This is a genomic window from Flavobacterium algoriphilum, assembly GCF_048158655.1.
GTDB classification, from domain to species: Bacteria; Bacteroidota; Bacteroidia; order Flavobacteriales; family Flavobacteriaceae; genus Flavobacterium; species Flavobacterium algoriphilum.
In genome coordinates this window covers 204,896-229,499 of record NZ_JBLNKY010000002.1, presented here as the reverse complement: position 1 = coordinate 229,499, position 24,604 = coordinate 204,896, and the positions used below count along the sequence as shown (strand labels likewise).

General features: G+C 32.7%; 25 protein-coding genes. 3 read left to right on the top strand and 22 right to left on the bottom strand.

Translation table 11 applies throughout. The features are described from left to right. Positions 1-58 precede the first annotated feature (58 nt). From ACM55G_RS05870 to ACM55G_RS05830, 9 genes are all read right to left on the bottom strand, one after another. A complete protein-coding gene (locus ACM55G_RS05870; RefSeq protein ID WP_416842967.1) occupies positions 59-895 on the bottom strand; it encodes a glycosyltransferase family 2 protein in 837 nt (278 codons plus the stop codon). Next, complete coding sequence (locus ACM55G_RS05865) at positions 885-1,790, bottom strand: glycosyltransferase (RefSeq protein ID WP_416842966.1); 906 nt, start codon at positions 1,788-1,790, stop codon at positions 885-887. The genes ACM55G_RS05870 and ACM55G_RS05865 overlap by 11 nt, the downstream gene beginning before the upstream one ends. Continuing rightward, the gene (locus ACM55G_RS05860; protein WP_416842965.1) at positions 1,790-2,878 is read right to left on the bottom strand and encodes a glycosyltransferase WbsX family protein; all 1,089 of its coding nucleotides are present in this window, start codon (positions 2,876-2,878) and stop codon (positions 1,790-1,792) included. Before ACM55G_RS05860 ends, ACM55G_RS05865 begins: the two co-directional genes overlap by 1 nt. Position 2,879: 1 nt before the next feature. Beyond that, the gene (locus tag ACM55G_RS05855) at positions 2,880-4,115 is read right to left on the bottom strand and encodes a glycosyltransferase family 4 protein (protein ID WP_416842964.1); all 1,236 of its coding nucleotides are present in this window, start codon (positions 4,113-4,115) and stop codon (positions 2,880-2,882) included. 28 nt (positions 4,116-4,143) lie between these two features. Next, positions 4,144-5,109 carry an FkbM family methyltransferase gene (locus ACM55G_RS05850; protein ID WP_416842963.1) on the bottom strand — a complete coding sequence of 322 codons (966 nt, stop codon included), beginning with the start codon at positions 5,107-5,109 and terminating at the stop codon, positions 4,144-4,146. Between the two features lie 7 nt (positions 5,110-5,116). Then, a complete protein-coding gene (locus ACM55G_RS05845) occupies positions 5,117-6,388 on the bottom strand; it encodes an ABC transporter ATP-binding protein (RefSeq protein WP_416842962.1) in 1,272 nt (423 codons plus the stop codon). A gap of 168 nt (positions 6,389-6,556) precedes the next feature. Beyond that, positions 6,557-7,402, bottom strand: coding sequence for a glycosyltransferase family 2 protein (locus ACM55G_RS05840; protein WP_416842961.1), 846 nt, complete (start codon positions 7,400-7,402; stop codon positions 6,557-6,559). A gap of 26 nt (positions 7,403-7,428) precedes the next feature. Further along, positions 7,429-8,313, bottom strand: a complete 885-nt coding sequence (locus ACM55G_RS05835) for an FkbM family methyltransferase (protein ID WP_416842960.1) — start codon at positions 8,311-8,313, stop codon at positions 7,429-7,431. Positions 8,314-8,375: 62 nt separating this feature from the next. Then, positions 8,376-9,245 carry an ABC transporter permease gene (locus ACM55G_RS05830; protein ID WP_416842959.1) on the bottom strand — a complete coding sequence of 290 codons (870 nt, stop codon included), beginning with the start codon at positions 9,243-9,245 and terminating at the stop codon, positions 8,376-8,378. Between the two features lie 933 nt (positions 9,246-10,178). Here ACM55G_RS05830 and ACM55G_RS05825 point away from each other — a divergent pair. Beyond that, positions 10,179-10,691, top strand: a complete 513-nt coding sequence (locus ACM55G_RS05825; RefSeq protein WP_416842958.1) for a hypothetical protein — start codon at positions 10,179-10,181, stop codon at positions 10,689-10,691. Positions 10,692-11,151: 460 nt separating this feature from the next. On the opposite strand, the gene ACM55G_RS05820 is transcribed toward ACM55G_RS05825, so the two are convergent. Further along, entirely contained in the window at positions 11,152-11,619 is a 468-nt protein-coding gene (locus ACM55G_RS05820; RefSeq protein WP_416842957.1) for a hypothetical protein, read from the bottom strand. Positions 11,620-11,931: 312 nt separating this feature from the next. Between ACM55G_RS05820 and ACM55G_RS05815 the strand changes: the two genes are divergently transcribed. Further along, positions 11,932-12,093: an IS3 family transposase gene (locus tag ACM55G_RS05815; RefSeq protein ID WP_416842956.1), complete on the top strand. Its 162-nt coding sequence runs from the start codon at positions 11,932-11,934 to the stop codon at positions 12,091-12,093. Between the two features lie 180 nt (positions 12,094-12,273). Then, the gene (locus tag ACM55G_RS05810) at positions 12,274-13,014 is read left to right on the top strand and encodes a tyrosine-protein phosphatase (RefSeq protein ID WP_416842955.1); all 741 of its coding nucleotides are present in this window, start codon (positions 12,274-12,276) and stop codon (positions 13,012-13,014) included. A 235-nt stretch (positions 13,015-13,249) separates the two neighbouring features. Here ACM55G_RS05810 and ACM55G_RS05805 read toward each other — a convergent pair whose 3' ends face one another. The 12 genes from ACM55G_RS05805 to ACM55G_RS05750 form a co-directional block, all read right to left on the bottom strand. Continuing rightward, positions 13,250-15,103, bottom strand: a complete 1,854-nt coding sequence (locus ACM55G_RS05805) for a polysaccharide biosynthesis protein (protein WP_416842954.1) — start codon at positions 15,101-15,103, stop codon at positions 13,250-13,252. 269 nt (positions 15,104-15,372) lie between these two features. Continuing rightward, positions 15,373-16,512, bottom strand: a complete 1,140-nt coding sequence (locus ACM55G_RS05800; protein ID WP_416842953.1) for a DegT/DnrJ/EryC1/StrS family aminotransferase — start codon at positions 16,510-16,512, stop codon at positions 15,373-15,375. Positions 16,513-16,761: 249 nt separating this feature from the next. Next, a complete protein-coding gene (locus ACM55G_RS05795) occupies positions 16,762-17,337 on the bottom strand; it encodes a sugar transferase (RefSeq protein WP_416842952.1) in 576 nt (191 codons plus the stop codon). Positions 17,338-17,385: 48 nt separating this feature from the next. Then, positions 17,386-18,339, bottom strand: a complete 954-nt coding sequence (locus tag ACM55G_RS05790) for an MraY family glycosyltransferase (RefSeq protein WP_416842951.1) — start codon at positions 18,337-18,339, stop codon at positions 17,386-17,388. Between the two features lie 217 nt (positions 18,340-18,556). Then, on the bottom strand, positions 18,557-19,426 hold the full coding sequence (gene rfbA / locus ACM55G_RS05785) for a glucose-1-phosphate thymidylyltransferase RfbA (RefSeq protein WP_416842950.1): 870 nt from the start codon (positions 19,424-19,426) through the stop codon (positions 18,557-18,559). 20 nt (positions 19,427-19,446) lie between these two features. After that, entirely contained in the window at positions 19,447-19,554 is a 108-nt protein-coding gene (locus ACM55G_RS05780) for a GxxExxY protein (RefSeq protein ID WP_416842949.1), read from the bottom strand. 47 nt (positions 19,555-19,601) lie between these two features. Beyond that, the gene (locus ACM55G_RS05775) at positions 19,602-19,844 is read right to left on the bottom strand and encodes a GxxExxY protein (RefSeq protein WP_416842948.1); all 243 of its coding nucleotides are present in this window, start codon (positions 19,842-19,844) and stop codon (positions 19,602-19,604) included. Between the two features lie 14 nt (positions 19,845-19,858). Beyond that, on the bottom strand, positions 19,859-20,908 hold the full coding sequence (rfbB, locus tag ACM55G_RS05770; RefSeq protein ID WP_416842947.1) for a dTDP-glucose 4,6-dehydratase: 1,050 nt from the start codon (positions 20,906-20,908) through the stop codon (positions 19,859-19,861). 87 nt (positions 20,909-20,995) lie between these two features. Further along, positions 20,996-21,850 (bottom strand): dTDP-4-dehydrorhamnose reductase, encoded by an 855-nt coding sequence (rfbD, locus tag ACM55G_RS05765; protein ID WP_416842946.1) that lies wholly within the window; start codon positions 21,848-21,850, stop codon positions 20,996-20,998. Between the two features lies 1 nt (position 21,851). Continuing rightward, positions 21,852-22,403 (bottom strand): dTDP-4-dehydrorhamnose 3,5-epimerase, encoded by a 552-nt coding sequence (gene rfbC / locus ACM55G_RS05760; protein ID WP_416842945.1) that lies wholly within the window; start codon positions 22,401-22,403, stop codon positions 21,852-21,854. A gap of 98 nt (positions 22,404-22,501) precedes the next feature. Further along, on the bottom strand, positions 22,502-23,398 hold the full coding sequence (locus ACM55G_RS05755) for an NAD-dependent epimerase/dehydratase family protein (protein WP_416843195.1): 897 nt from the start codon (positions 23,396-23,398) through the stop codon (positions 22,502-22,504). A gap of 2 nt (positions 23,399-23,400) precedes the next feature. Continuing rightward, positions 23,401-24,603 carry a glycosyltransferase family 4 protein gene (locus tag ACM55G_RS05750; protein ID WP_416842944.1) on the bottom strand — a complete coding sequence of 401 codons (1,203 nt, stop codon included), beginning with the start codon at positions 24,601-24,603 and terminating at the stop codon, positions 23,401-23,403. Position 24,604: the final 1 nt, after the last annotated feature.

Sequence of the window (24,604 nt, the reverse complement as noted above, 5' to 3'; positions counted from 1 at the left end):
ATATTCTTAATAAGAATGGTTTAATTAAAGAATCTTATAGTTTTATTAATTTAAAAAACTATTTATACTTACCAAATATAGTAAAACCAAAGAATTTCTTGCAAAAAACATCAATTACAAATTTCTCACTTTTTAGATTTACTTCATTTTCTCTTTTTACCTCCCTTAATTGATTTTCCATTGATTTAAATGAACCATAGTATTTAACATAAAAATCTGCATGTTTTATACTTAAATAGTTCAGAATAGCTATCTCATTATCACTATTAATAGTTCTTAGCATTGAATTGGATTTTATTCTGTAATAAAACCCAACTTCCTCCAAGCACTTTACGTTACCTCCATTTTTTAAAATGGCAATCCATAATTCCCAGTCTTCCCATCCAAAAATCATATTGGTATCATAACCGCCTACTAATATCCAGTCCTCTTTTCTAAAAAAAGCTGAACAAAAAATCAAATTCTTTCGGCTTAGGTCATGAAGTGAAAATGATGGTAATTCCCATAGTCCAATCTCATTGCCAAATTTCTCTGCTTTACAATACACTACCTTCAAAAAGCTATCCTCTTGAAAAGAATTTACTGCCAAAGAGACATAATTTGGTCCAATTTTATCATCCGCGTCTAATGGAAGTATAAAATCGCCTTTTGCCTGTGCAATCCCAAAATTTCTAGCACTACTCAATCCTCCATTTTCTTGATACAAATAATTAAATCTTAAATCTTGTTTACACCATCGCTTAGCCACTTTTTCTGTATCATCTGGACTGCCATCATTAACAATAATACATTCCCAATCCGTATACGTTTGATCTAATACAGATTGCAAAGCCTCTGAAAGATATTGTGCTTGGTTGTAACAGGGAACAATGATGGAAACTTTTTTAAGATTCATGTCTTTTAAAAATACCGTTAAGAAATCTTTTTAGAAATTTTTTTGACAAATTAAAATTTTTAATATAAATGAAAAGCAAAAAAAACCATTCTTCTATTCTTAAATTTCTAACGTTCTTAATTTCATTTTCATATCGCCTCATTAATCCATCTCGTTGTTTCTTATTATATAACTCTAGTTTATTTGAAATAATAAATTTATAAAAGGCTATTACCGATAAATTCTTTTCTATAACATTGTCAGATCTACCAGAGATATTTAGCATTGAAATCCTAACAAAAACAATACTTTCATTTATGGTAAAAATAGGTTTATTATTTGAAAATTCTAGCCATGCTCGATCATCGCTATTCCAAGCTAAAGGATAATCATGAAAACCATATTTCACATAGGATATTCTGGAAAAAATATATTCCGATAAAGAACTTCTAGTCAAATTTTGAAATTTTCTGTAAAATGAATCTGTTGCATTTTCCCAAACAGGATGCACATATGCATCCGAAACAGTATTTGTTTCTTCAACTATTAATTTACTTGCAAACCGAATGACTTCCGATTTGATATTAAAAATATTATACTTTTCATACCAAAAAGCAACTAGATTTTCATCTAGATAATCATCATCTCCCATAATCATAAGCCATTCTTCATCACCAACCATTTCCACACAACGTTCCCATTGTTTTACTAAAGAAATACCTCCTAGATTACTATCAAATCGATGATAAACAAATTCAAATAGTCCTTTATATTTTTCTAATAAATTAGTTGGATTTTCAGGACTTGCATCATTACCAATATATACTTTAAATCGTTTATCTGTTTGATTTGCCAACGACTGTAGTGTGGCTTCAAAAAAAGTGAGCTTGTAGTATGGAATAACGATAGCTAGCATTATTTAACTGCGGTTTTAGTAGCTTCCAAATAAGCTATTCCCCATCTTTGGCAGGGTTCTAAATGATTGCCTTCCGCCCATTCGTTCCAAGCATTAATAAATAAAAAATTCTCTGGAACAGCGTCCCAAGGATAATTTTCTCTGATATACTGGAACCAAACTTTATATTTCTCTGGAGTTGAATCATGAAGAATAAAAGGATTTTCTTTTCTTCTTGCTGAATTATCCCACATAGGAGTAATTCCTGGATATACATCTTTTTTAAAGCCACTTTCAATCTGTTTGACTGCAAAATGAGAATAATCAATATAGTAATTTAAATCCGGCACTTCGAGTTTCATTTTCTTTTTAATTCTTTGAAGAACTTTCTCTATAAAAATTCTTGGAAATGATATTTTTGATGAAGTATTCAAAAAGTTAGGTTGAAACTCAAAAGCAAAATCAAAACCATTATTTTTAGGTTCAAAATGATTTTCCCCATTTTGAGCATACCCAATATACAATCCCGGAAAACCAGCTTCTTTAACTGCTTTCCGCCACAACATAATCGTTTTTTGTATATCCGGAAAAAGATTTGGTCTATATATAATAAACATTGGTTTTCCTTCTACTTTTATATATCTATTATCTTTAAAATGAGAAATCAAATGTTCTATGTGTGTAGCATCATCATCAAAACTATACTCTTGCTTTAACAATACCTCTTTATCCAAACCATCCCATGCTCTCGTCCAGTTTTCATTGGCCCAACACATTATGAAAGGTAAATTTTCTTTAGGATTTTTTAGTTTTCTATCCAAAGGTTCATGCAATAAGCGTTTTCCATTAAACCAATAATGGTAATAACAAAAACCATAAATCCCATAAGCTTTAGCCATTTGTTCTTGTGCCAATCTTGCTTCTTCCAATCGCAAATCATAAAAACCCAAATCGGCAGGCAAATGAGGCTGATAATGTCCCTCAAATCTAGGTTGGGCTTTGGTAACATTAGTCCATTCAGTAAAACCTTTTCCCCACCACTGGTCATTTTCAGGAATAGGGTGAAATTGTGGCAAATAAATGGCTATGGGTTTTATTTTGTTAGGCATCTTAATTATTAATTGCTTTTTTATAAACTTGAACAGTTTCCTCTAAATTCTTTTCCCAAGAAAAAAATTTAGATCGTTCAAGAGATTTGTTCACTAATTTTTTTCGCAATTCAGAATCATCTAAAATTGAACATATTTGATTACTTAATAATTCCACATCAAAAGGATCAATACAAATCCCAAATCCCTTAACCACTTCAGGTAACGATGCTTGATTTGATGAAATTACTGGAGTTCCACATTGCATTGCTTCAATTATAGGCAAACCAAAACCCTCGTAAAGAGACATATACACAAAACTCAACGCATTTGAATAAAAAACTGATAAGTCAGCATCAGGAACATACTCTATAAAATGAATATGTTTAAATCCTTTATACTTATCTATACTACTTTTTTTTAATTCGATATTATCAAATGTTCCTATTAAAACTAATCCTAAATCAGAATTTTTATTATCATTAACTACTCTAATATAGGCCTCAATAATATGTTCCGTGTTCTTATATTTTTGATTTCTATTTAAACACAATAAATATTTTTCAAATTTTAGGTTATATTTTTCAGATAGTACTGAAAATTTTGTTTCATTTAAATTCGGGAAAAATATATTTTTATCAGCTCCTAAATAAACAGTTTCCATTTGACTTTCGTCTAAATCCTTCCTGTAATTCAATAATTCAGATTTAGTAAATTCAGATACACATATCACTTTTGTTTCTCTATCTATTGAATCATATGCAGGTTTTAAAAGCTCGACAAAACTTAGAGGTGCCAAATCAGGTCTAGTAAACGGCATTAAATCATGAGAGGTAAAAACTCTTTTAATTTTTTTATACTTTTTTATCTCATCAGGTATCGCTTCAATTGGTGAATGGTAAATATCTATCCTTTTTATCATATTTTTATCAAAATGATTTAATTTTAAAACTTGCTTAGTATTCCAATTTTTAATTAAATAGGAATTAGCTTTTGAATTCAAATAATAGAGTATCTTGAATATTTCAGTCTGATTATTTGCTATTTTATTTTGAAATCTTGAAAATTTATTTTCTTCTATAAATGACACTAAATTATTAATTATAGCTCTATCGTATTTGTTTGAAGAGTAAAACAAATCAACTTCATTAGAGTTTTCAAGTCGTTTGGTAAGTTCATAAATTACTCTCAAACCTCCATGCATTGCATTTTGATTCAAATGAGTACCAATCCAAGTAGCGTCGAATAATACATTCATATCAAATATTATAATTTTAAAACTTATACTAAAAACTTGATTCTCGTAATTTTGCTTTTTTCAACTCTGCAATTTTCAAAATATCGACATCTGATTCTGAGTGTATCGCAATTACATCATAATGCCAATCATAATCATATATATCTCCTAAACACAATTTAACCAACTCTTCACGATTTACATAACCTTCTTTTAATTCAAAATGACTAAACTCACCGTATTTATTAAACCATATAAATTTATTATATCCAAATCCGGTAAGTATTTCAAAATGCTCATGAAAATCATTTTGAGTTTTTTTTATCATAATTGGATGCCATTCGAAAATAACAAAAGGTTTATAAACTTGCAATATTTTCCCACTCCCTTTTAAAATTTTACCATCATACCCATCAACATCTATTTTTATTATATCAACTCTTCCTTCTAATTTATCAAACAAAAGTGTGTCTAAACTTATTGTTTTAACTTTTTCTTCTCCAATAGCACTTGCTGTTCCTAAATGAGTTTTTATCAAACTACTGATTCTGTTATTGTCAGATTCACTTAGCATCACATTAAACAAGTCACTTTCTGGAAAGTATTTTTTATTTTCTTTTAAATATTTAAAAAACTCAAGATCACCTTCTACACAGTAAAATTTTTCGATTTTCCCAGGCAAATTCTTCATTAAAAATAAATTAGTGTCACCAACAGCTGAACCAATATCAATTATAGAAAGTTCTCGATTATATAACTCATAAACCGAATCGACAAGTTGCAATAATGGACTATTATAATTTGGAAACAATCTTGCATAAAGAGCATATGAATTACCATTATTAACTTTAACTTTAAAACCATGAATGGTAGTTGATACAGCACCAGAATAAATTTTAGTTGAATAATTCCAAAGAAGAAACCATTTTTTTGCAAAAAACCCTTTCTTGCCTCTAAATTTATAAGTCTTTAATAATAGATTATAGATAACACTATGATAGATGTTGATTTTCATTTCGAAGTTATTCTAATTTTAAGAAATCCCATTTATAATTTGGAACAACAAACCCTTCTCTGTCTAAATCTCTTTTACTAATTCCTAAATCCTCAATTTTAATTGATATTTTATCTTCTAAAATGTCAAAAAGTTTAGTTCTTGAAACGAAACAAGCAATAACTAAATTATAACTTCCAGGTATTAGAATATTTTTTGATATGTTAGCAATTAATTCATATTTACCTTTTTTAATGACTTCAAAATCATTATTAAAATCATGTAAAGAAGTTGTAAAAACAGCAATACCCTCAATATTTACAAACTTAATTGAAACTGTAGAATTACGAATATTGCTAAGGGCATTCAAAAAAATATTTATTGTAAAATCTTCACCTGATCCAATTCGATTTGTAATTTGTGAATCGTAATTTGAAACATAAATCCTATCAAAAAATAATTCGCTATCAGTTTTAATTTCTCTTTTCCATTCAGCTGTTGAATCTGAATTTAATAATAAATAATTAGATATTATACTATTAATATTATTTACATCTTTTATCTTACCATTTTCAAGCAAAATCCCCCTAGTACACAACTGTTTTACCGCTGCCATATTATGGCTCACAAACAAAACCGTTCTTCCTCCACTACGGGAAATATCCTGCATTTTGCCAATGGCTTTTTTCTGGAACTCGGCATCGCCCACGGCGAGTACCTCGTCAATGATTAATATTTCTGGTTCGAGGAAAGCTGCCACCGCAAAAGCCAGTCGTACCGTCATTCCGCTGCTGTAACGTTTTACGGGCGTGTCTATGTAACGCTCACAACCCGAGAAATCAATGATTTCATCAATCTTCAAGGCAATTTCTTTTTTGGTCATTCCCAGAATAGCACCGTTGAGAAAGATGTTTTCTCGCCCCGTCATTTCTCCGTTAAATCCCGTGCCCACTTCGAGCAAAGAGGCAACTCGCCCACCAAATTTTATGTTGCCTGTGGTTGGTGCCGTAACTCGTGATAAAATCTTCAGTAAAGTAGATTTTCCCGCTCCATTCTTGCCTATGATACCCAAGACTTCACCACGTTCCACTTCAAAATTAATGTCTTGAAGTGCCCAAACATAATCGCTTTCTCCCTTTGTGGTTCGGTCGTTACTATCGCCTATTTTTAGATAAGGATTTTCCTTGCCACGCACCTGATGCCACCAACGGTTCAGATCGTGTGTCAACGTACCTGTCCCTACCTGCCCGAGACGGTATTGTTTGGAAATGTTTTCGGCTTTTAGGATAATGTCTTTCAATAGGATTCTTTTTTTGCCGCTAAGGCGCTGATAAACAAAGTTATTTATTTTTTTTCTTATATAAACCTTATATACCTTATATGGTAAAATTTTTCAAACCATATAAGTATTTAAGGCAATATAAGGTTTTTGGCAATGGATTATGCATATAGGCTTTTGAAATTGGGACTACTTAAAAAAATTCAAGAAAAACCATTTTATGCTCCGCAATGGTTTCAAAAGTGCCGTCCCTAATTTATAATCAATCGTGTTTCTAAATTTATTGATTTCTACTTTTTCTAAATCTGAAACCGTTAAAAGCCGATCGATCAAGTCCTCATAATGCCTAAAATAAATGTCTTTGTTCTTAATGTAAATATATTTTTTGGCCTCTTTATGAACTTGATTTATTGCTGCACTTCTGGAATTGATATTTTGGCGGTAAAAAAACAAGACTTCTTCAATAATGTGCACTTTCCAGCCTAATGCACATACTCGTAAATAAAATTCCCAATCTTCATAGCCGTTTGCCTGGTTTTCATCGTATCCTTCCGCTTGTTCCCAACATGGTTTACGGAACAAGGATGTTCCAATTGCTGTATTATGGAACAAAAAATCAACGGTTGTTTTGCCTATTGATTTATATACCTGTAACTCCTTTTCGTTGGTGAAATACCTTCCCCAACTGCTCACTATTCCCACTTCATCGTTATTGATTAGTACTGTTAACGCCTTTTCTAGAAAAGCAGCGTCGTACTTATCATCGGCATCGAGGGTGAGGATAAATTCGGTTTTTGCATTTTTAATCCCTAGATTTCTGGCACTGCTAACACCTCCGTTTTCCTTGTATAAATACCTGAAACGAGAGTCTTTAAGCTCCCATTTTTGGGCAATTGCTTCGGTATTATCCGGACTGCCGTCATTTACAATAATACATTCCCATCTAGTATAAGTTTGGTTATATAAGGATTGCAGGGCTTCATCCAAATATTGGGCTTGGTTATAGCAAGGAACAATGATCGAAACTTTAGGCATTTGCATAAGCTTTAAAACTATTGGCTTTATTTTTTAAAAGCATAAATCATCCCGGTAATTGGAGTCAAAAACCTTGAAATTAGCCTGAAATTATTTTTTATTAATATATCTTCCAGTATTTTGGCTCCTTTGTCGTGCCATTCTATCAATAAAACATCAATATCTTTCAACAAATTGACATCATTCAGTTTTTGCAGTATCTCATATTCAGCACCTTCACAATCTATTTTTAAGACCCTTTTCTGTTTGGAGTGTTTCCGTATCAAATCAGGAAGTATATCGCTAATGTTCTTGATATCTATTTCAATTTCTTTGGCGTTATTCCTGTCAATGACAAGGCTTGAATCTAATCGTATACCACAGTTCCCTTTTGCTTGTGAATTATACAGCACTTTCTCCACTCTAGTCGAACCGCCCAATCCAAAATTGAATGTTTCGATTTTATTGGAATAGGCTTGATTCAATTCAAGATTATACAATGCTTGATTATAGGTTGTAACTACAGGCTCAAAAGAATAAATTTTAGATACATTTTTGTTTAACGCAAAAAACAAGGAGCTAATCCCTATATTCATTCCTATATCAAAAACAACGAAGCTTTCATCAGACAGTAGATTGTAATCCTTTTCAATAAATACTTCCTTCACTATAAAAAACTCTTCAGGAGATTCTATGTATAATTTCAAATCATTAAAACTGGCCAAAACGCCCTCCTCATGACTCTCCAGAACAAGCTCCGGAAAATATTTTTTAATTTCAAATAAATAAGGAGCTGATTTAAAAACTAAATTATGAGGATCATTTTGAACTGTAAAACTTCGCACTAGATTTTTTAAATCCTTTTCTTTCTTTGCTATATTTGAAATTTTGTAACCCAGTTTTTTTAATACGCTATGGATGTATTTTTTCATTACTTTATTTTAAATCTTTACTTTTTATTCGAATACTACGACTGAAAACGTAGTACTATCCACTAAACCGTATCAATGAAGCTCTTCTCCGTCTTATTAAAAATTAGGACTCCTATAAAAAACACAATCACCGTGACTAAGAAAGTATAACCCAATCCCCAATAAGAAATATGCCCTACATTCAACAACATATATCGGGTGGTTTCTATCACATACGCCAATGGATTGTACTGAACGAGCCACCCATAAGTAGGCAGTTTTTCTTTAATTAATGCCATAGGATACATTACTGCCGACAAATACATCAGCAATTGTACTCCAAAACCAATCAGATTACTAAAATCCCTGTATTTGGTTACCAAAGAGGAAATAAACATTCCCAATCCCAATCCTAAAACGCCCATCGTTATTATTAATAATGGAAAAAACAATATAGATCCATTCAAGCTTTCTGTTGCTCCTTGAAAATAATAATAAATATAAAAGGTAATAAATATGAAAAATTGAATCCCAAATTTAATCAAATTAGAAATCACAATTGATATAGGCACAATCAGTCTAGGAAAATAGACTTTCCCAAAAATTCCTGCATTACTACCAAAGGTATTCGAAGTTCCCGTAAGACAAGCGGTAAAATAATTCCAAACGGTAATTCCTGCCAAGTTAAACAAAAACGGCGGAACCGTTCCGGTATCAATTCCTGCTACAGTATTAAAAATAATGGTAAAGGTAATCGCGGTAAACAAAGGCTGTATCAAGTACCAAAGTGGCCCCAAGATAGTTTGCTTATAAACGGTCACTACGTCTCTTTTTACGAAAAGCATAAGCAAATCCCTGTATTGCCATACTTCCTTCAAATTGAGTGAGAAGAATTTATTTTTTGGTGTTATTTCAAACAGCCAAGTGGTATTTGTATGTTCGGTGTGGCTCATGGGTTTATGCTAAAATCCTAATTATTGATTTTATTTTCTCGTGCGTGTCTTATCGAACGTGTCTTCTCGAGCGCAGTCGAGAGACGATAGCCATTCTTAACTATTAACGAAACTGCATCATTACGAAGCAAATATAAATAATTCGCGCTTAGTATTGCATTAAAAAACAGCAACATATCGTATTTATTTTCGTATTATAGTCTACTTAATCACTATGTAGAATCAGAACCAATATATAAAAAAGTAACCTTCTGGATTAGCCCGGCAGCTCTAACTATCAGTATGGAGCTAGCTAATTTATCAAAAAAAGTTGTTTTTCAGCGAATATACTATTCATTTATAAATAACAGTAATGATTAGCAATATATCGACATATTAATACTTGAAAAGCTAATCCATCTATTTTTGTCTTAATCCATCAATAGTCTACCTACGTTTTTATAGAAGAGTCCGTTCGTTCTCAAGTAAAGACTTGAAAACCGGTTCAAAAGGAGTAAAAAAAAAATGATTTTGGTTTACGAACTTCCATAAATTAGTAATTCGTGAGTAATTAAGACAAAAGAAAAACACCCTTCATCAATAAAATATCCACTTCCGCTAATGTCACATTAAACCCCGTTTATCCAGAATTTTCGGAACTTTTAAGGGAGGTTTAGTAATATTCTAGCTAGAGTTTAGAAAAACACACTTTATCAATAAGTCCCTTTTTTACGTGCTTAAAACAGGTTTTTAAATAAGCTCTTACTTTGCCTTCTTATTGATGCTAACTTAGGCTTTAATGGATGTTTTTTTTGAGGAAATATTTAAATTGTATTTTAAATCCCATATATTTACTTTCTAATTAGCGAATCGTAAATTCGTTTAGAGCTTTTTATCCCACGCTTCGGGAAACTGAAGTTAGCAGCAAACTGCTCTCGAAACTTAAAAAACATAATGGAAAAATACTTACGACAATTAATTTCAATAGAATTTGACGATAAAAAAGAAATCTTTAGTGGTTTTCTTATTGATTGGACTGAAGATTGGATTTTACTGAAAAATAATCCTGTTGATTTTATAATTGATGGCTATACGATATTAAAAAACAAAAATGTAAAGTCAATTATTCAAGACAAGGATCATGAATTCACAGAAAGAGTAATTAAACTTAAAGGATTAAAAACAAGCGCAGAGGAAATAATTCCGCTTAAAGATTTGTCTTCAATTATAAATTTTATAGCGAATAAATATGAGATTTTTCAGATTACAAAAAAGTCAGATAAAGCTGTCTATCTGGGTAAACTCTTAGAACTAAATAAGGAAGAACTGGTGATAGATTTTTTGGGAACCGAAGGGCGATTTGAGGGTGAAATGAGTTTTAAGCAAAACAAAATAAGAGTGATAGAATTTGATACTGATTATATCAATTCTTTAAAACTAATTGTTGACGAAGAAAATAAGAAGTAAGCAACTGATAATGGAAGGCATTTGACGAGATTTTTGTATTTGCAAAACATTTATAGAACATCGCCAGCGGCTCGTTAAAATTCAAAATAAGCATTTTTAATATTGCTTTTTTGGATAAATTGGCAACCTACTTTAAAACTTTGAGTTGTTCACCTCTTCAGGTGTTAGCCTCTCGCACGTGTTCATTAAAACACTATATGAGAACACAATCCTGGGTAAAGTGTTAAGCAAGAGCGGTCGCAATAGGAAAATGCGTCCAATGATTTTGGGATAAAAATATTCCGGCTTGAAATAGAAGATTCGCGAATGCCTTAAAACAATAATAACCCATGAATATTTTTTCTTCCTTTGAAATCAAAGATTCTTGAACTCCAATAAATTATTATCGTGAGTAATTAAGCAAAAAAAAGACTCTTCCTCTACAAAATAGTTAAAAAGAGCAATCCCTTATTTGTTCAAATCATTTATCGACGCAGTCTACACTTGTAAATTTATATTTCACACGTTCAAAATCTATAGGTACGCCTTTAACAAAATAAGAGGCACCCATAGTAGTTTCTATTTTCCCATTGCCTAAAATGAGTTCGTTACCTCGCTTTAAAAATGCCATTGGATTTTTATATGTTATTTTATCATACGTTCCCTGAATAAATGTGTAGCTGGCAAATAAAGTATCTCCACGATATTCTCCGGCGATTTTCCCAACCTTTTTCGGCATATTAAAAAATTTCATCACCATATCTCCGGTTATTTTTCCATTTTTTAAGGTGTTCATTTTTAATTCAATAGTGTCTTTTTGATACAACGCTTTATAGCACTGTACGTCTATCGGGGTTTCAACCGAAACGACTTTTGGACTTTCATTTTTTTTACAACTTTGAAATCCAATACAAGCCAACAGCAAACAAAAAAGGCATAGATTTTTCATAATAGGAAATATTTAGTTAATAATTGCGGTAATAGTATTTGCTAATTTACAAATAAATAGCATGCAGTAGTACAAATTTAGATTGTCAACAAAACGGAGGAAGACACAAGCGAATGCGAAAGAAAAATTTATATACCTAGCAACTAGTATGGATTTATACGATAGTAAAATTATAGGTTGGAATTTCAGCGATGGAATGAGTATCGATTAATCCATGAAAAATGAAGGTTAAAGATCGAAATATTCAGGAAAATTTGACTTTTCATCCCGACAGAGGTGTTTAATATGCTTACAAAAAGTTTGTAAAAGTTCTTGATTCCTATAAAAACAACCTGTATTATCAGTGGTAAAGGAAATTACTGGTATGTAAAAAGCTTCTTTAAATCATTGAAAAATGAATTAATTTATGAAGACAAACTGATTTCTAAAGAAGAACTGAAACTGGAAATCTTTGAATACATTGAAATTTGGTAAAACCGAGAAGAGGAAATTCTATTTTAAATTACAAAAAAATTGAAGAATTTTAGCAATCTAATTAATTACAAAAATCAGCTTAACTTCATGTGCAGATTTATTTGCATATCCACTAGTTTACATAGTAGCTACTCTGAAATCTCAAACTCAGAACTGATTACTTTTTTCTATCTTTACAGTATGTTTTCACTATTCAATTCAAAACCTGTACTTAAGGATCTAATTCCGGACAACCATATCGATATTCACTCGCATCTTTTGTCTGGTATTGATGATGGTGCCAGAACTTTTGACGATACATTACGACTGACCAAAGCGCTTCAAGGATTTGGCGTTTCGCAGTTTATTACTACTCCGCACATTATTCAGAAGGTTTGGGACAATACACAGGAACAAATTCAATCCAACGCCAAATCAACGGTATCAGAACTAAAAAAAAAGGCTATTACTGTTCCCTTTAAGGCTGCCGCTGAGTACATGATGGACGATCAGTTTGCGAGACTTTTTCAATCCCACGATTTATTGACATTGAAAGACAATTATGTATTGGTAGAAATGTCTTATAGCAATGCTCCTATTCAGTTGTATTCCATATTATTTGACTTGCAGGTGGCAGGATACATTCCGGTTTTAGCCCATCCGGAACGCTACTTATTTTACCATAACAATTTTAATGAGTATGTAAAACTAAAAACGGCTGGTTGTTTATTTCAGTTAAATTTATTATCGGTTGTTGGTTATTATGGAACCCAAATTACTAAAATAGCTGAGCAGTTACTACAAAAAGGAATGTACAATTACGTAGGTTCTGATGTGCATCACAATAATCATATTGCATCTTTTAATGAAAAAGTAAAACTAAAAGACATACTCCCATTGAAAGAAGCCATTGCAAACAACCAGTTTTTTAAGTTTGAATAAATATTAAACCACAAGTTTGGGATTTTTGGCTCCCTTTAGGGCTGTGAAAAACGAAAATTATCTGGATTGTCAACTCCCTTTAGGGCTGGGAAAAACGAAAATCGATTTGATAAAATGGCGTCGAGAACCTCAAACCAAAAAAACTACCCGCTACCTTATGGGTCTTAAATAAAAAAGGTTGTAAAGAAAACTATTCTTTACAACCCTTTTTTATTTAACAGTCTAAAAACAATTATTACTTGTCTAATAATTCAAAAGTGGAATTCATACTTTTAAACTCAGGAACAATTTTTTTCATTTTCATTACAATATGATCGTTTTCATGATGATTTGCAACTCCTATTAGCTCCTCAATATCCGCATTCAGGTTTTCAAATTCATCTAGAATCTCTTCTGCAATCATGATTTTTTCGTGGTACGTAGGCAATGTTTTTGAAGTATCATTAAGCAACTCTTCGTATAATTTCTCTCCGGGTCTTAAGCCCACAATTTGTATTTTAATATCTTTATCCGGGATAAATCCAGCGAGCTTAATCATCTTTTTTGCTAAATCAATAATTTTAACCGGTTTTCCCATATCAAAAATATATATTTCGCCACCATTACCCATGGCTCCTGCTTCCAAAACCAATTGACAGGCTTCCGGTATGGTCATGAAATACCGAATAATATCAGGATGTGTGATCGTAACTGGTCCTCCATTAGCAATTTGTTTGGTAAATAAAGGGACTACCGAACCATTGGAACCTAAAACATTTCCAAAACGGGTGGTAATAAATTTTGTAGCATTTATTTCACCGTCATTTTTATTTTTTAATTGCAAGGATTGGACATATTTTTCTGCTATTCTTTTGCTGGCTCCCATTACATTGCTTGGGTTTACTGCTTTATCAGTTGAGACCATCACAAATTTTTTGACCTTATACAAGCATGATAAATCGGCAATGTTTTTAGTGCCCTCTATGTTAGTAAGAATTGCCTGTGAAGGATTTTCTTCCATCAGGGGAACATGCTTATAAGCTGCAGCATGAAAAACTACTTGAGGCTGATACCGTTTAAAAACGTTATCCATAGCGACTTTATTCCTTACATCGGCAATCACGTTATAAATCTTGGAATTAGAATCCAAATTTTTCATTTCTAAACAAAGATGATGCAATGGCGTTTCGGCCTGATCTAAAACAACAACTATTTTAGGATTAAAACACAATACTTGACGAACAATTTCGCTACCAATGGATCCTGCAGCACCAGTAATCAAAATGGTTTTATCCTTTAGCTGCTTCGAAATCAATTTACTGTCTAATACAATTGGTTTTCTTTCCAGTAAATCTTCAATTTGGATGTTCTTTACTTTTTGGGAAATCTCTTTTTGATTTTCCCAATCAGAAATCAATGGTACTGTATAAACCCTATAATTGAATTCTAAACATTGGTCTACAATGACCAATCGCTCTTCTTTTGACAAACTTTTATCGGCAATAATAACTGCCTGAGCATTAACGGAACGCATCAATGGCGGTAATTTTTTCTTTTTAACCAATATGGGCAAATCTAACATCCGTTTGGTTGCATTTTGATTGTTTTTATCAACAAATCCAACAATTTTAAATCGGGAAGGCGTTTCAAATTTTAATGCATTGGCAACTGATATGGCATTGGCATCCGTACCATAAATAATCGTTCTAATTAATTTATTTGTCCCTTGTTCTGAAAAATAAAATTCAAAAGTTTGTTTAATAATAACCCGATATAAAAATAATCCACAAAAAGAAAGTACTATATTGATAAAAAAAGCAGTATTTAAAAATGCTTTCTGTCCATACAGCAATTCATATCCAAAATTAAAAAAAAGAAAAATAGTAAGTACGGCCATTTGCGAAAACAAAAGCTTAACCGCATCAATATAAGAAGAGTGGCGAATAATTCCGGAATAGGTTCTGAATAACCAAAAAAAGAAAACATTAACCGCAAAAACGGAACCTATGAATAGAAAGGTATGCGGTGTAATAATATATTCCAGTCCAGTTCCTTTAAATATTAAAAGGGTAAAAAAAAATGACAAAACTAAAACCAAAAAATCTATCATGATAATGATCCATCTAGGCAGATAGCTCAAATTATGAATGTTAAATTTTAAATTTTCTCTTGAAAAAAAATTAGAGCTTATAGGTGATGAACCTGAGTTATTAATTTCACTCAAAATAATATTTTTAAAGATTACTATTTTTATTAAAACAAAAATAACAATTAATTAATGGATAAAAGGACACAAATCAATCCAATTTAGTTTTAAAAGCAATTAAACAACAAAACTGAATTTATCTGATCTTTTTTTAAGAAATAACTACTTTTTTTCTATTTTTCAAATAATTTTAAGATGACTGATTTTATACAATTACAATCTTCAGGAGTCATATTGGAACCCGAAGGCAAACAAAGCCCATTAATGAAAAGGGTTTCGGCAATATGGTTGCCATAATAGGGATAGTTGCAAAAAATAGGTTGTAAGTGCATGGGTTTCCACAAAGGTCGGGATTCAATATTTTCTGCTTCCAATGCCAATCTTAAAGTTTCTCTCGTAATCCCATGGGTTTCCAAAGGATTTATTAGAATTGTAGTCAACCAACAATTAGAAAAATAAGTAGCATCGGGCACTTCAAAAACAGTGACCCCTTCGATAGCTGCAAATAATCCGACATAAAATTCATGAACGTTTCTTCTCAAGCTAATATGATAGTCCAAAACTTCCATTTGTCCCCGTCCGATACCCGCACAGATATTACTCATTCTATAATTATATCCTATTTCACTATGCTGATAATGCGGTGCAGCATCTCTGGCTTGTGTCGCCAAAAAAATAGCTTTTTCTTTTATTTTTTTCGAATGAGCCACTAGCGCTCCTCCTCCAGAAGTAGTTATAATTTTACTTCCATTAAAAGAAAAAATTCCAATATCACCAAAAGTACCGCATGGTTGCCCTTTATAGCGGCTTCCCAGAGCTTCGGCACTATCTTCAAGAATGGGGATGGAATATTTATCGGCTACCGCTCTTATAGCATCAACTTTATAGGGAACCCCATATAAATGAACTGCTATTATCGCTTTTGGCTTCTTGCCTTTGGCCATCATGTCTACAATAGCTTCTTCAAGCGCAAAGGGACATAGATTCCAGGTTTCTGATTCACTATCAATAAAAACAGGAGTTGCCCCCAAATATAAAATAGGATTAGCTGAGGCTGAAAAAGTTATGCTTTGACAAATTACGGCATCACCCGATTGAACTCCTAAGAGTATCAATCCCAAATGAATAGCTGCTGTACCTGAGTTTAAAGCAGCAACATTTCCGGAACCCAAATACTTTTCTAAATCGTGTTCAAAACAATCTATGTTTGAACCGACCGGAGCAATCCAATTCGAATCAAATGCTTCTTGGATGTATTTCAGTTCGCTACCTCCCATGTGAGGAGCCGAAAGCCAAATTTTATTTTTATGCATGTTCTAAAATTTAAAAAAACACAGCAATTATAGAAACACAATTTATCTATTAATTTACTTGAATATATTCAACGTAGTTTAGTTTGAGTTGAGCGCAGTCGAAACCTTTTTTTTCCATTCGACTCTAACTTCTCTAAGCTTTTGACTAAGGTTCGAAGGGTTCTATACGAAAGGAAGAAAACCTAATATTTTCAAAGTTACTAGAGTAGAATGCGATTGCTATACTATAGCCCTTAATAACATGTCTTATTATTTTTTTCTAAAAAAAGTAACCCAGATTGTTTTCAAAATAATGGTCACATCTCCCCAAAAATTTCGATGATAATAATAATCTAAATTCAGCTGTACTTTATCCGGAAAAATAACACGGTCGTTGTAAATAGTAGGCGATGCCTGTTTTTCTAACAAATAGTTTTCTGTACTATATTTTAAGGAAGCTAAACTAGTTAATCCAGGTTTTAATTCTAATATTTTACGCTTTTCACCTTTTAATAAATCATAATAACCTGGCAAATCTGGCCTTGGACCTACGATGCTCATCTCCCCTTTTAAAACGTTAAAAAATTGAGGTAATTCATCCAGTTTATAGTTTCGAAGTAGCTGACCTATTTTAGAAATACGAACATTTTCAGATGACGATGAAATTTGTATCGTACGAAGTTTATAAATTTTGAATGGTACACCAAATTGACCAATCCGCTCTTGGATGAAGATTCCATTAGTATGCGTATCGATAACTGAAAGCAGCCAAGAAATCAATACAACCCAAAAAAATAAGAGAAGTGTCAAGAGGGAGAAAATAATATCAAAAAAACGTTTGGTCATACCTCTGGAAGTATTTTATTCGGCATAAAAATACACGCAAAAAACGAATTACAAAACTCTGAGAACCATTTTACGAGTAACAAACTTTCGGACTAGTAAATAAATAAAGGTCAGTAGCACTAAAAATCCACTGATAAAGAAGAAGGTTAAATACCCTTTGGTATCCATATAAATAACGAATCCGTTTAATGCCAATTGAAATCCTGCATAAACAAAGGCAACTAAAACATGGGAATACCCCATTTCATTGGCTAAATATTGGTACAAATGAGAACGATGAGGCTGAAATATATTTTCTTTTTTAAGCAATCTATTGATGATGGTGATAATAGCATCGATCCCATAAACGGAAAAGAAAAGAATATACCCGAGTTGCCCTGAATCAATAATGCTCTTTATCATAAAATAGCCCAAAAAAAGTGCCATACTAATGCTCCCAACATCCCCTGCAAAGGTTTTAGCTTTTTTTCGAACATTAAATAGTCCAAAAGCAAAACAAGACAATCCCATAGTAATTAGCAATGGCAAACTGGCTTCGTTTATTGGTAAAAAAGAAAAACTTACGATGGCGGTTAATGCGTATAAAACTGTTATGCCGTTAATGCCATCCATGAAATTGAAGGCGTTCACCCAACCTATTACTAATACAAAAACAATAGGAAGCAACCAAATGGATTCCGAAAACAAGTTTAGCTGATAAAAAATCAAGCCAACAGCTATAACATGTGATACAAATCGGGGTAATTGGGATAACGGTTTAATATCGTCGATAAAACTAATTATCGCGACCAATACTACCGCAAGTGTAATTGCCCAAGAAACGTATCCCAAAAAAAAGGCAATACTAATCGCTATTGGAAAAATAATCCCACCGCCTCTTAAAGTAATGGAAGTATGAGACGACCTACTATTGGGTTTATCAATAATATTGTACTTATCCGCTATTTTAAAATAAATAAGTTCAATAACTAGAAATAATAGAAATATGAAAATGTAAACCATTTTTAATTGAATATTGTAAAATGTAAATTATTATCGCTTTCAATATAAAAAGGAGAATCTGTATATCGTAGTCAAAATCAAACGCAATCAGACTCAACAGCTAGTTTCGGTTCGGCCTGCCCTGAGCTTTTGAAGAAGGGCTTCACTCAACAAACCGTTTTAAAGAAACGAAATCCATCTGTTTTTTAACCTCGAACTCGATACCTGCAAATAAACCTTACAATTTATGTTTCAGCAATCCCAAAAGATATTCTCCGTATCCGGATTTTTTTAAAGGTTCAGCTAGATCTTTTAGTTGTTGTTCCGTAATAAATCCCTGTCTCCAGGCAATTTCTTCAATACAGCCTACTTTCAACCCTTGGCGCTCTTCAATAACCTGAACAAATTGTCCCGCTTGCATTAAACTATTAAAAGTTCCGGTATCTAACCAAGCAGTTCCTCGGCTTAAAATTCCCACTTTTAATTTTCCTTTTTCTAGATACACTTTGTTTACGTCAGTAATTTCGTATTCTCCACGAGCACTTGGTTTGATATTCTTGGCAATTTCGACCACTGAGTTATCATAAAAATACAAACCGGGTACCGCATAATTTGATTTCGGTTCCAACGGTTTTTCTTCAATAGAAAGCGCTTTAAAATTAGCATCAAATTCGACAACACCGTATCGTTCCGGATCTGAAACATGATAAGCAAATACTACTCCACCTTCTGGATTAGTATTAGACCGCAACAATTCATCCATATTGGAACCAAAGAAAATATTATCTCCTAAAACCAAAGCCACACTGGCTTTTCCGATGAATTCTTCTCCAATAACAAAAGCTTGCGCTAAACCGTTAGGAATAGCTTGTTCCGCATAACTGAATTGACAACCTATTGCCGCTCCGTCCCCTAACAATTTCTTGAAATTAGGTAAATCATGAGGCGTAGAAATAATTAATATTTCATTTATTCCTGCCATCATCAAGGTAGACAACGGATAATAAATCATTGGTTTGTCATAAACCGGCATCATTTGTTTACTCATGGCCAGCGTTAACGGATGCAAACGGGTTCCAGAACCCCCAGCTAATATAATTCCTTTCATATTTATATTAATTTTACGAATTAATTCGAATTTTTAAAATTAATCATTCTTTTATAAGTTAATGAGGGCATCCCGAAATTAATCAATACACCCAGTTCCATTTTTGTACATTTTAAATAATTTTTCAATTGCGCATAAAATGTGACAGGTATTTGCGATACAGCTTTTATTTCGATTATAATAGTACATAGCAAACAAAATCTGCTCTATATTGTTTTTTTAATTTCTGATTATCGTAAAACAAGTCCAATTTCACTTGCCTTTTAAAAGGAATTTTTTGAATTTGAAATTCTTTTTCTAATGCTTCTTCGTAGACCGCCTCCAAGAATCCTGCTCCTAATAAACGATGCACTTTCATACAAGCGCCAATAATAGCAAAGCTTTCTTCTTTATAAAGTATTTTATTCGTAGCATCCATTAGTGAAATTCGACTTAATTTGCATACTGTTTTTCGTAATAAGTAGCATATTCCCCTGAGGTAATATTATTCAGCCAGATTTGATTTTCCAAATACCAATTTACGGTCCTTTCCAATCCTTGCTCAAAAGTAACCGATGGCTTCCATCCTAATTCTTTGTTTATCTTATTGGCATCAATAGCATAACGCAAATCATGCCCTGGACGGTCTTTCACATACGAAATCAATTGTTCCGAAGTTCCAGCCGGACGACCTAATTTCTCATCCATTATTTTGCAAAGTAATTTAACCAAATCAATATTTTGCCATTCATTAAATCCGCCAATATTATACGTATCATGGTTAACTCCTTGATGAAAAACCAAATCAATGGCTACTGCATGATCTTCAACAAAAAGCCAGTCACGGGTATATTTCCCATCGCCATAAACGGGCAAGGGTTTATTTTGAATGATATTATTGATGAATAACGGAATTAATTTTTCAGGAAAATGAAACGGCCCGTAATTATTGGAACAATTGGTCAACACATAAGGCAAACCATACGTTTCTCCGTAAGCCCGAACAAAATGATCCGAACTCGCTTTCGAAGCGGAGTAAGGCGAATTAGGATCATAAGCAGTAGTCTCGGTGAACAATCCTTCAGCACCTAAACTGCCATAGACCTCATCAGTACTGATGTGGTAAAAACGCTTCCCTTCATAATTGTCTTGCCAAATTGCCTTGGCCGCATTCAATAAATTCATGGTTCCGATAACATTTGTTTTCACAAAGGATAACGGATCAGTTATAGAGCGATCCACATGAGATTCTGCAGCTAAGTGCAAAACGCCATCAAATTGATGCTCAGCAAATAATTGATCAATAAATGGGGCATCAACGATGTCCCCTTTGATAAAAGTATAATTAGGGGCTGCTTCTATGTCAACAATATTTTCGAGATTCCCGGCATACGTAAGTACATCTAAATTAAAAATTTGATATTGTGGATATTTGTTTACGAAACGTCTTACTACGTGGGATCCAATAAAACCGGCACCACCGGTAATTAATATTTTTTTCATTTTTAGATTTTTAGATTTAATTATTCGTCAGTTTTTAACTGATTAATACTCCCAAGTTTCGGAGTATCGAAAACTGATAAAAAAAATTTAAACTTTAAACATTAAACATTTTTTTAAACTTTCCTTATATTCTGGTACACTCACCCCATATACGCGCTTGATTTTTGTTTTATCCAATAAAGAATAGGCTGGACGCTTGGCTGGTGTAGGAAAAGCTGAAGAGGGAATACCATTCACTTCACAGTTATATCCTCCTATTTCCTGGATAGCTAAAACAAATTCATACCAACTGATTTCCCCTTCATTTGAATAATTGTATATTCCCGGAATCCATTCTTCTGCTGTTGTAATGGTCATCATTGCCTGAGCTAAATCGGCGGCATAAGTTGGAGAACCAACCTGATCATTGACTACGCCAATACTGTCTCGTTCTTGTAACAAACGCTGCATGGTTTTCACAAAATTATTTCCAAACCTGCTATACACCCATGATGTTCTGATGATAATAGAGTCGGAATTTGCTTTTAAACAAGCCAACTCTCCCGCTCTTTTGGTTGCTCCGTACACATTAACAGGTTGCGTTATGGCTTCCTCGGTCAATGCGACGGATGATGTCCCATCAAAAACATAATCGGTAGAAATGTGAATTAGTTTCGCAGAATTATCTTTGGTATATTGGGCTATAATGGTAACCGCTAAATGATTGACAACATCCGCTAATTCTTGTTCAGTTTCTGCTTTATCTACTGCAGTATAAGCGCCACAGTTCAAAATAAAATCTGGACCAATTGTTTCCAATTGACCTTGTAAAACCGACAAATTATCCAAGGATACTTGCGTTCTATCCGCAAAAACCCATTCAAATTGGGAGTAGTTATTGGACAACACTTTTAATTCCGAACCCAATTGCCCGGTTGCCCCGGTTACTAAAATTTTTTTCATATTATTCAAAAGTCCAATCAATTTGGTCAAAGTTAGGCAATATCAAATCCTTTTCAGAAACAATAACTTCTTCAGGACTCACCTGCCAGTCAATCGCTAAAGTGGGATCATCATAACGAATCCCTCTTTCGCTCTCCTTATGATACAATTGATCTACTTTGTATAGTACCGAAGCGGTTTCACTCAAAACCGAAAAACCATGAGCAAATCCGTGGGGAACCATCAATTGTTTTTTATTGTCTGCGCTTAAAACCACACTAAAATGTTGCCCATAAGTAACTGAATTTTTTCGCAAGTCTACCGCCACGTCAAGGATTTCTCCTTCAAGCACCCGCACCAATTTAGCTTGTGCAAGAGGATTAATCTGCAAATGCAAACCTCGAATCACGCCTCGTTTGGAGAAAGACTGGTTGTCTTGTATAAATTGATATGAAATCCCATTTTCATAAAATTTAGAGTGATTGTAGGCTTCAAAAAAATAGCCTCTCGAGTCTTCAAAAACTGTCGGGGTAATGATTACTAAATCATTTATAAATGTTTTTTCAATGGTCATATTGTAAATTTTATTTATTCTATTTATATATTTGTTATTTTGTTTACCATATATTACAAAAAACAGCATTATTGTTTAGTCTGGCAAACAATATTATTTTATTTTTTAAATGATTGAAATGTTTTTAACAAACCTACATTCGATTCTATGGGCAAAGGTTTACCTATCGCAGCTACAATTTTTTTATTACTCACCACATAATTCTCCGTAAGCTTTTGCAACCGTTCTGAATTGAGCGGTAAATGCAAATGGTCTCCTAATTTAGCTATTCCACTAATCCATGAAACTGGAATTGACCAAATACTACTTTTTTTATCTAAACTAGTACCCAATAATTGAATTAATTCATTTGTAGATAAAGGACTATCATCTGCAACTTGATATACACCCGAGGCGATTGATTCATTTTCTAATAATTCTTTAATAACAAAACAAAGATTTCCAATACTCAAAAAAGAACGCTGATTTTCAAATGCTCCCAATGGCCATGGTAATCCTTTGGAAACCAATTGGTATAATAAACTGAGATTTCCTTTATTTCCGGGACCATGTATCATACAAGGTCTTAAGATGTAAACTCTTTTCCCGTGACGTAATTGCTGTGATAAAATATACTGCTCCGCCTGCTGTTTGGCTATCCCATAATGGGTTTTAGGATTAGGAATGATGTCTTCCGTCAAAACACCTTTTACTTGATCTTCAACCGCTTTTACGGTACTCATGAAAATAAAAACCTTAGCATTAGATGTCAAGAAAGCATTAAACAATTGCTTAGTTAACTCAAAATTAGCTTCGTAATAATCGGTAGGATTAGATACCTTTTTTAAATCGTGTGCTTTTCCTGCAAGATGAATTAAAGTATCTGTCTTTATCTCAAAGTGCTGATTGGGTATGTAACGAACACTCAACGGATTTATATCATGAGAAGCCTTTAAATAATTTTTAAGATTCGTGCCTACAAATCCTGTAGCTCCTGTAATGGTGATTTGCAATATTATTATTTTAAGATGAATTCTAAATTATCAATACACTTACCCATAGTGAAATTCTCTTCAAAATATTTAAATCCATTTACTCCAAGAATATTTCGCTCTCCATTACTCATTTCATATAATTTAAGTATTTTTTTCGCCAACCCATTAGAATCTCCAGCGTTCACAGACAATCCGCAATTAGCATCATTAATAATCGTTGCTCCCTCTCCATTCAACATCCCTAAAATTGGCTTTTGGGTACATAAATAAGCTTGCAATTTTGCAGGTACTGTTACATTAAAAATCAATTCATCTTTTAAAGAAACTAATAGTACATCTGCTTGATTAAAAAAGGTTTTCATCGCATCTATTGGAAACCTTCCCAAAAAATGTACTGTTTGATTTAAATCATTTTCAAGCACAAAATCTTCAAGCTGTACTTTGCTCCTTCCATCTCCTATAAAAACAAAATGAATATCAGTATTTTCTTTAAGAATTAAAGCCGTTTTTATTATAGAGTTAACATCCTGTGCCACTCCTATATTTCCAGCAAAAATAATCTTGAAGCCTTTTGGCAAATCAGGGATAGGATAATTCGAATTCCCTTTTAAAATAGAGTCCTCAGCCCAATTAGGAAAATAAACCAACTTATCATTATAATCTCCTTTAGCTAAAATGGATTCTTTGAATCCTTTGGAACTGACTAAAATTTTATCTGAATTATTGTAAATATACTTTACCATTTTTGTGAATATCAACAAAACATGTTTATTTTTTATTCCTCCTGCCGAGGTTAGACTTTCAGGCCACAAATCCAATACCCAAAAATGAAGCGGTATTTTTTGAATTTTTTTAACCACAATAGCTGGAAATCCTTGCGTTATTGGAGAAGGTTCATGAACTAAAATCACATCGAACTTCTTCTGAAAAGACAAAAACAATGCCCTAATAGAAGCAAAAAAAGCCCAACTGAAATAATTTAAAAAAAGTCGAATTCCCCCACCTTTTCCTCTCGGAACTAACCAGGTTCTAATCACGTTAACTCCTTGATAATTTTCTTTTGTCCTTTTAAAAAACCCATAGTTTTTATGGATTTTCCCTTCGGGATAATTGGGTAATGCTGTAAGAACAGTTACTTCATGTCCTCTTTTTGTCAATTCAAGCGCAATATCATTACTTTTAAAATTCTCTGGGTAAAAATATTGGGTTACAAGAAGTACTCTCATT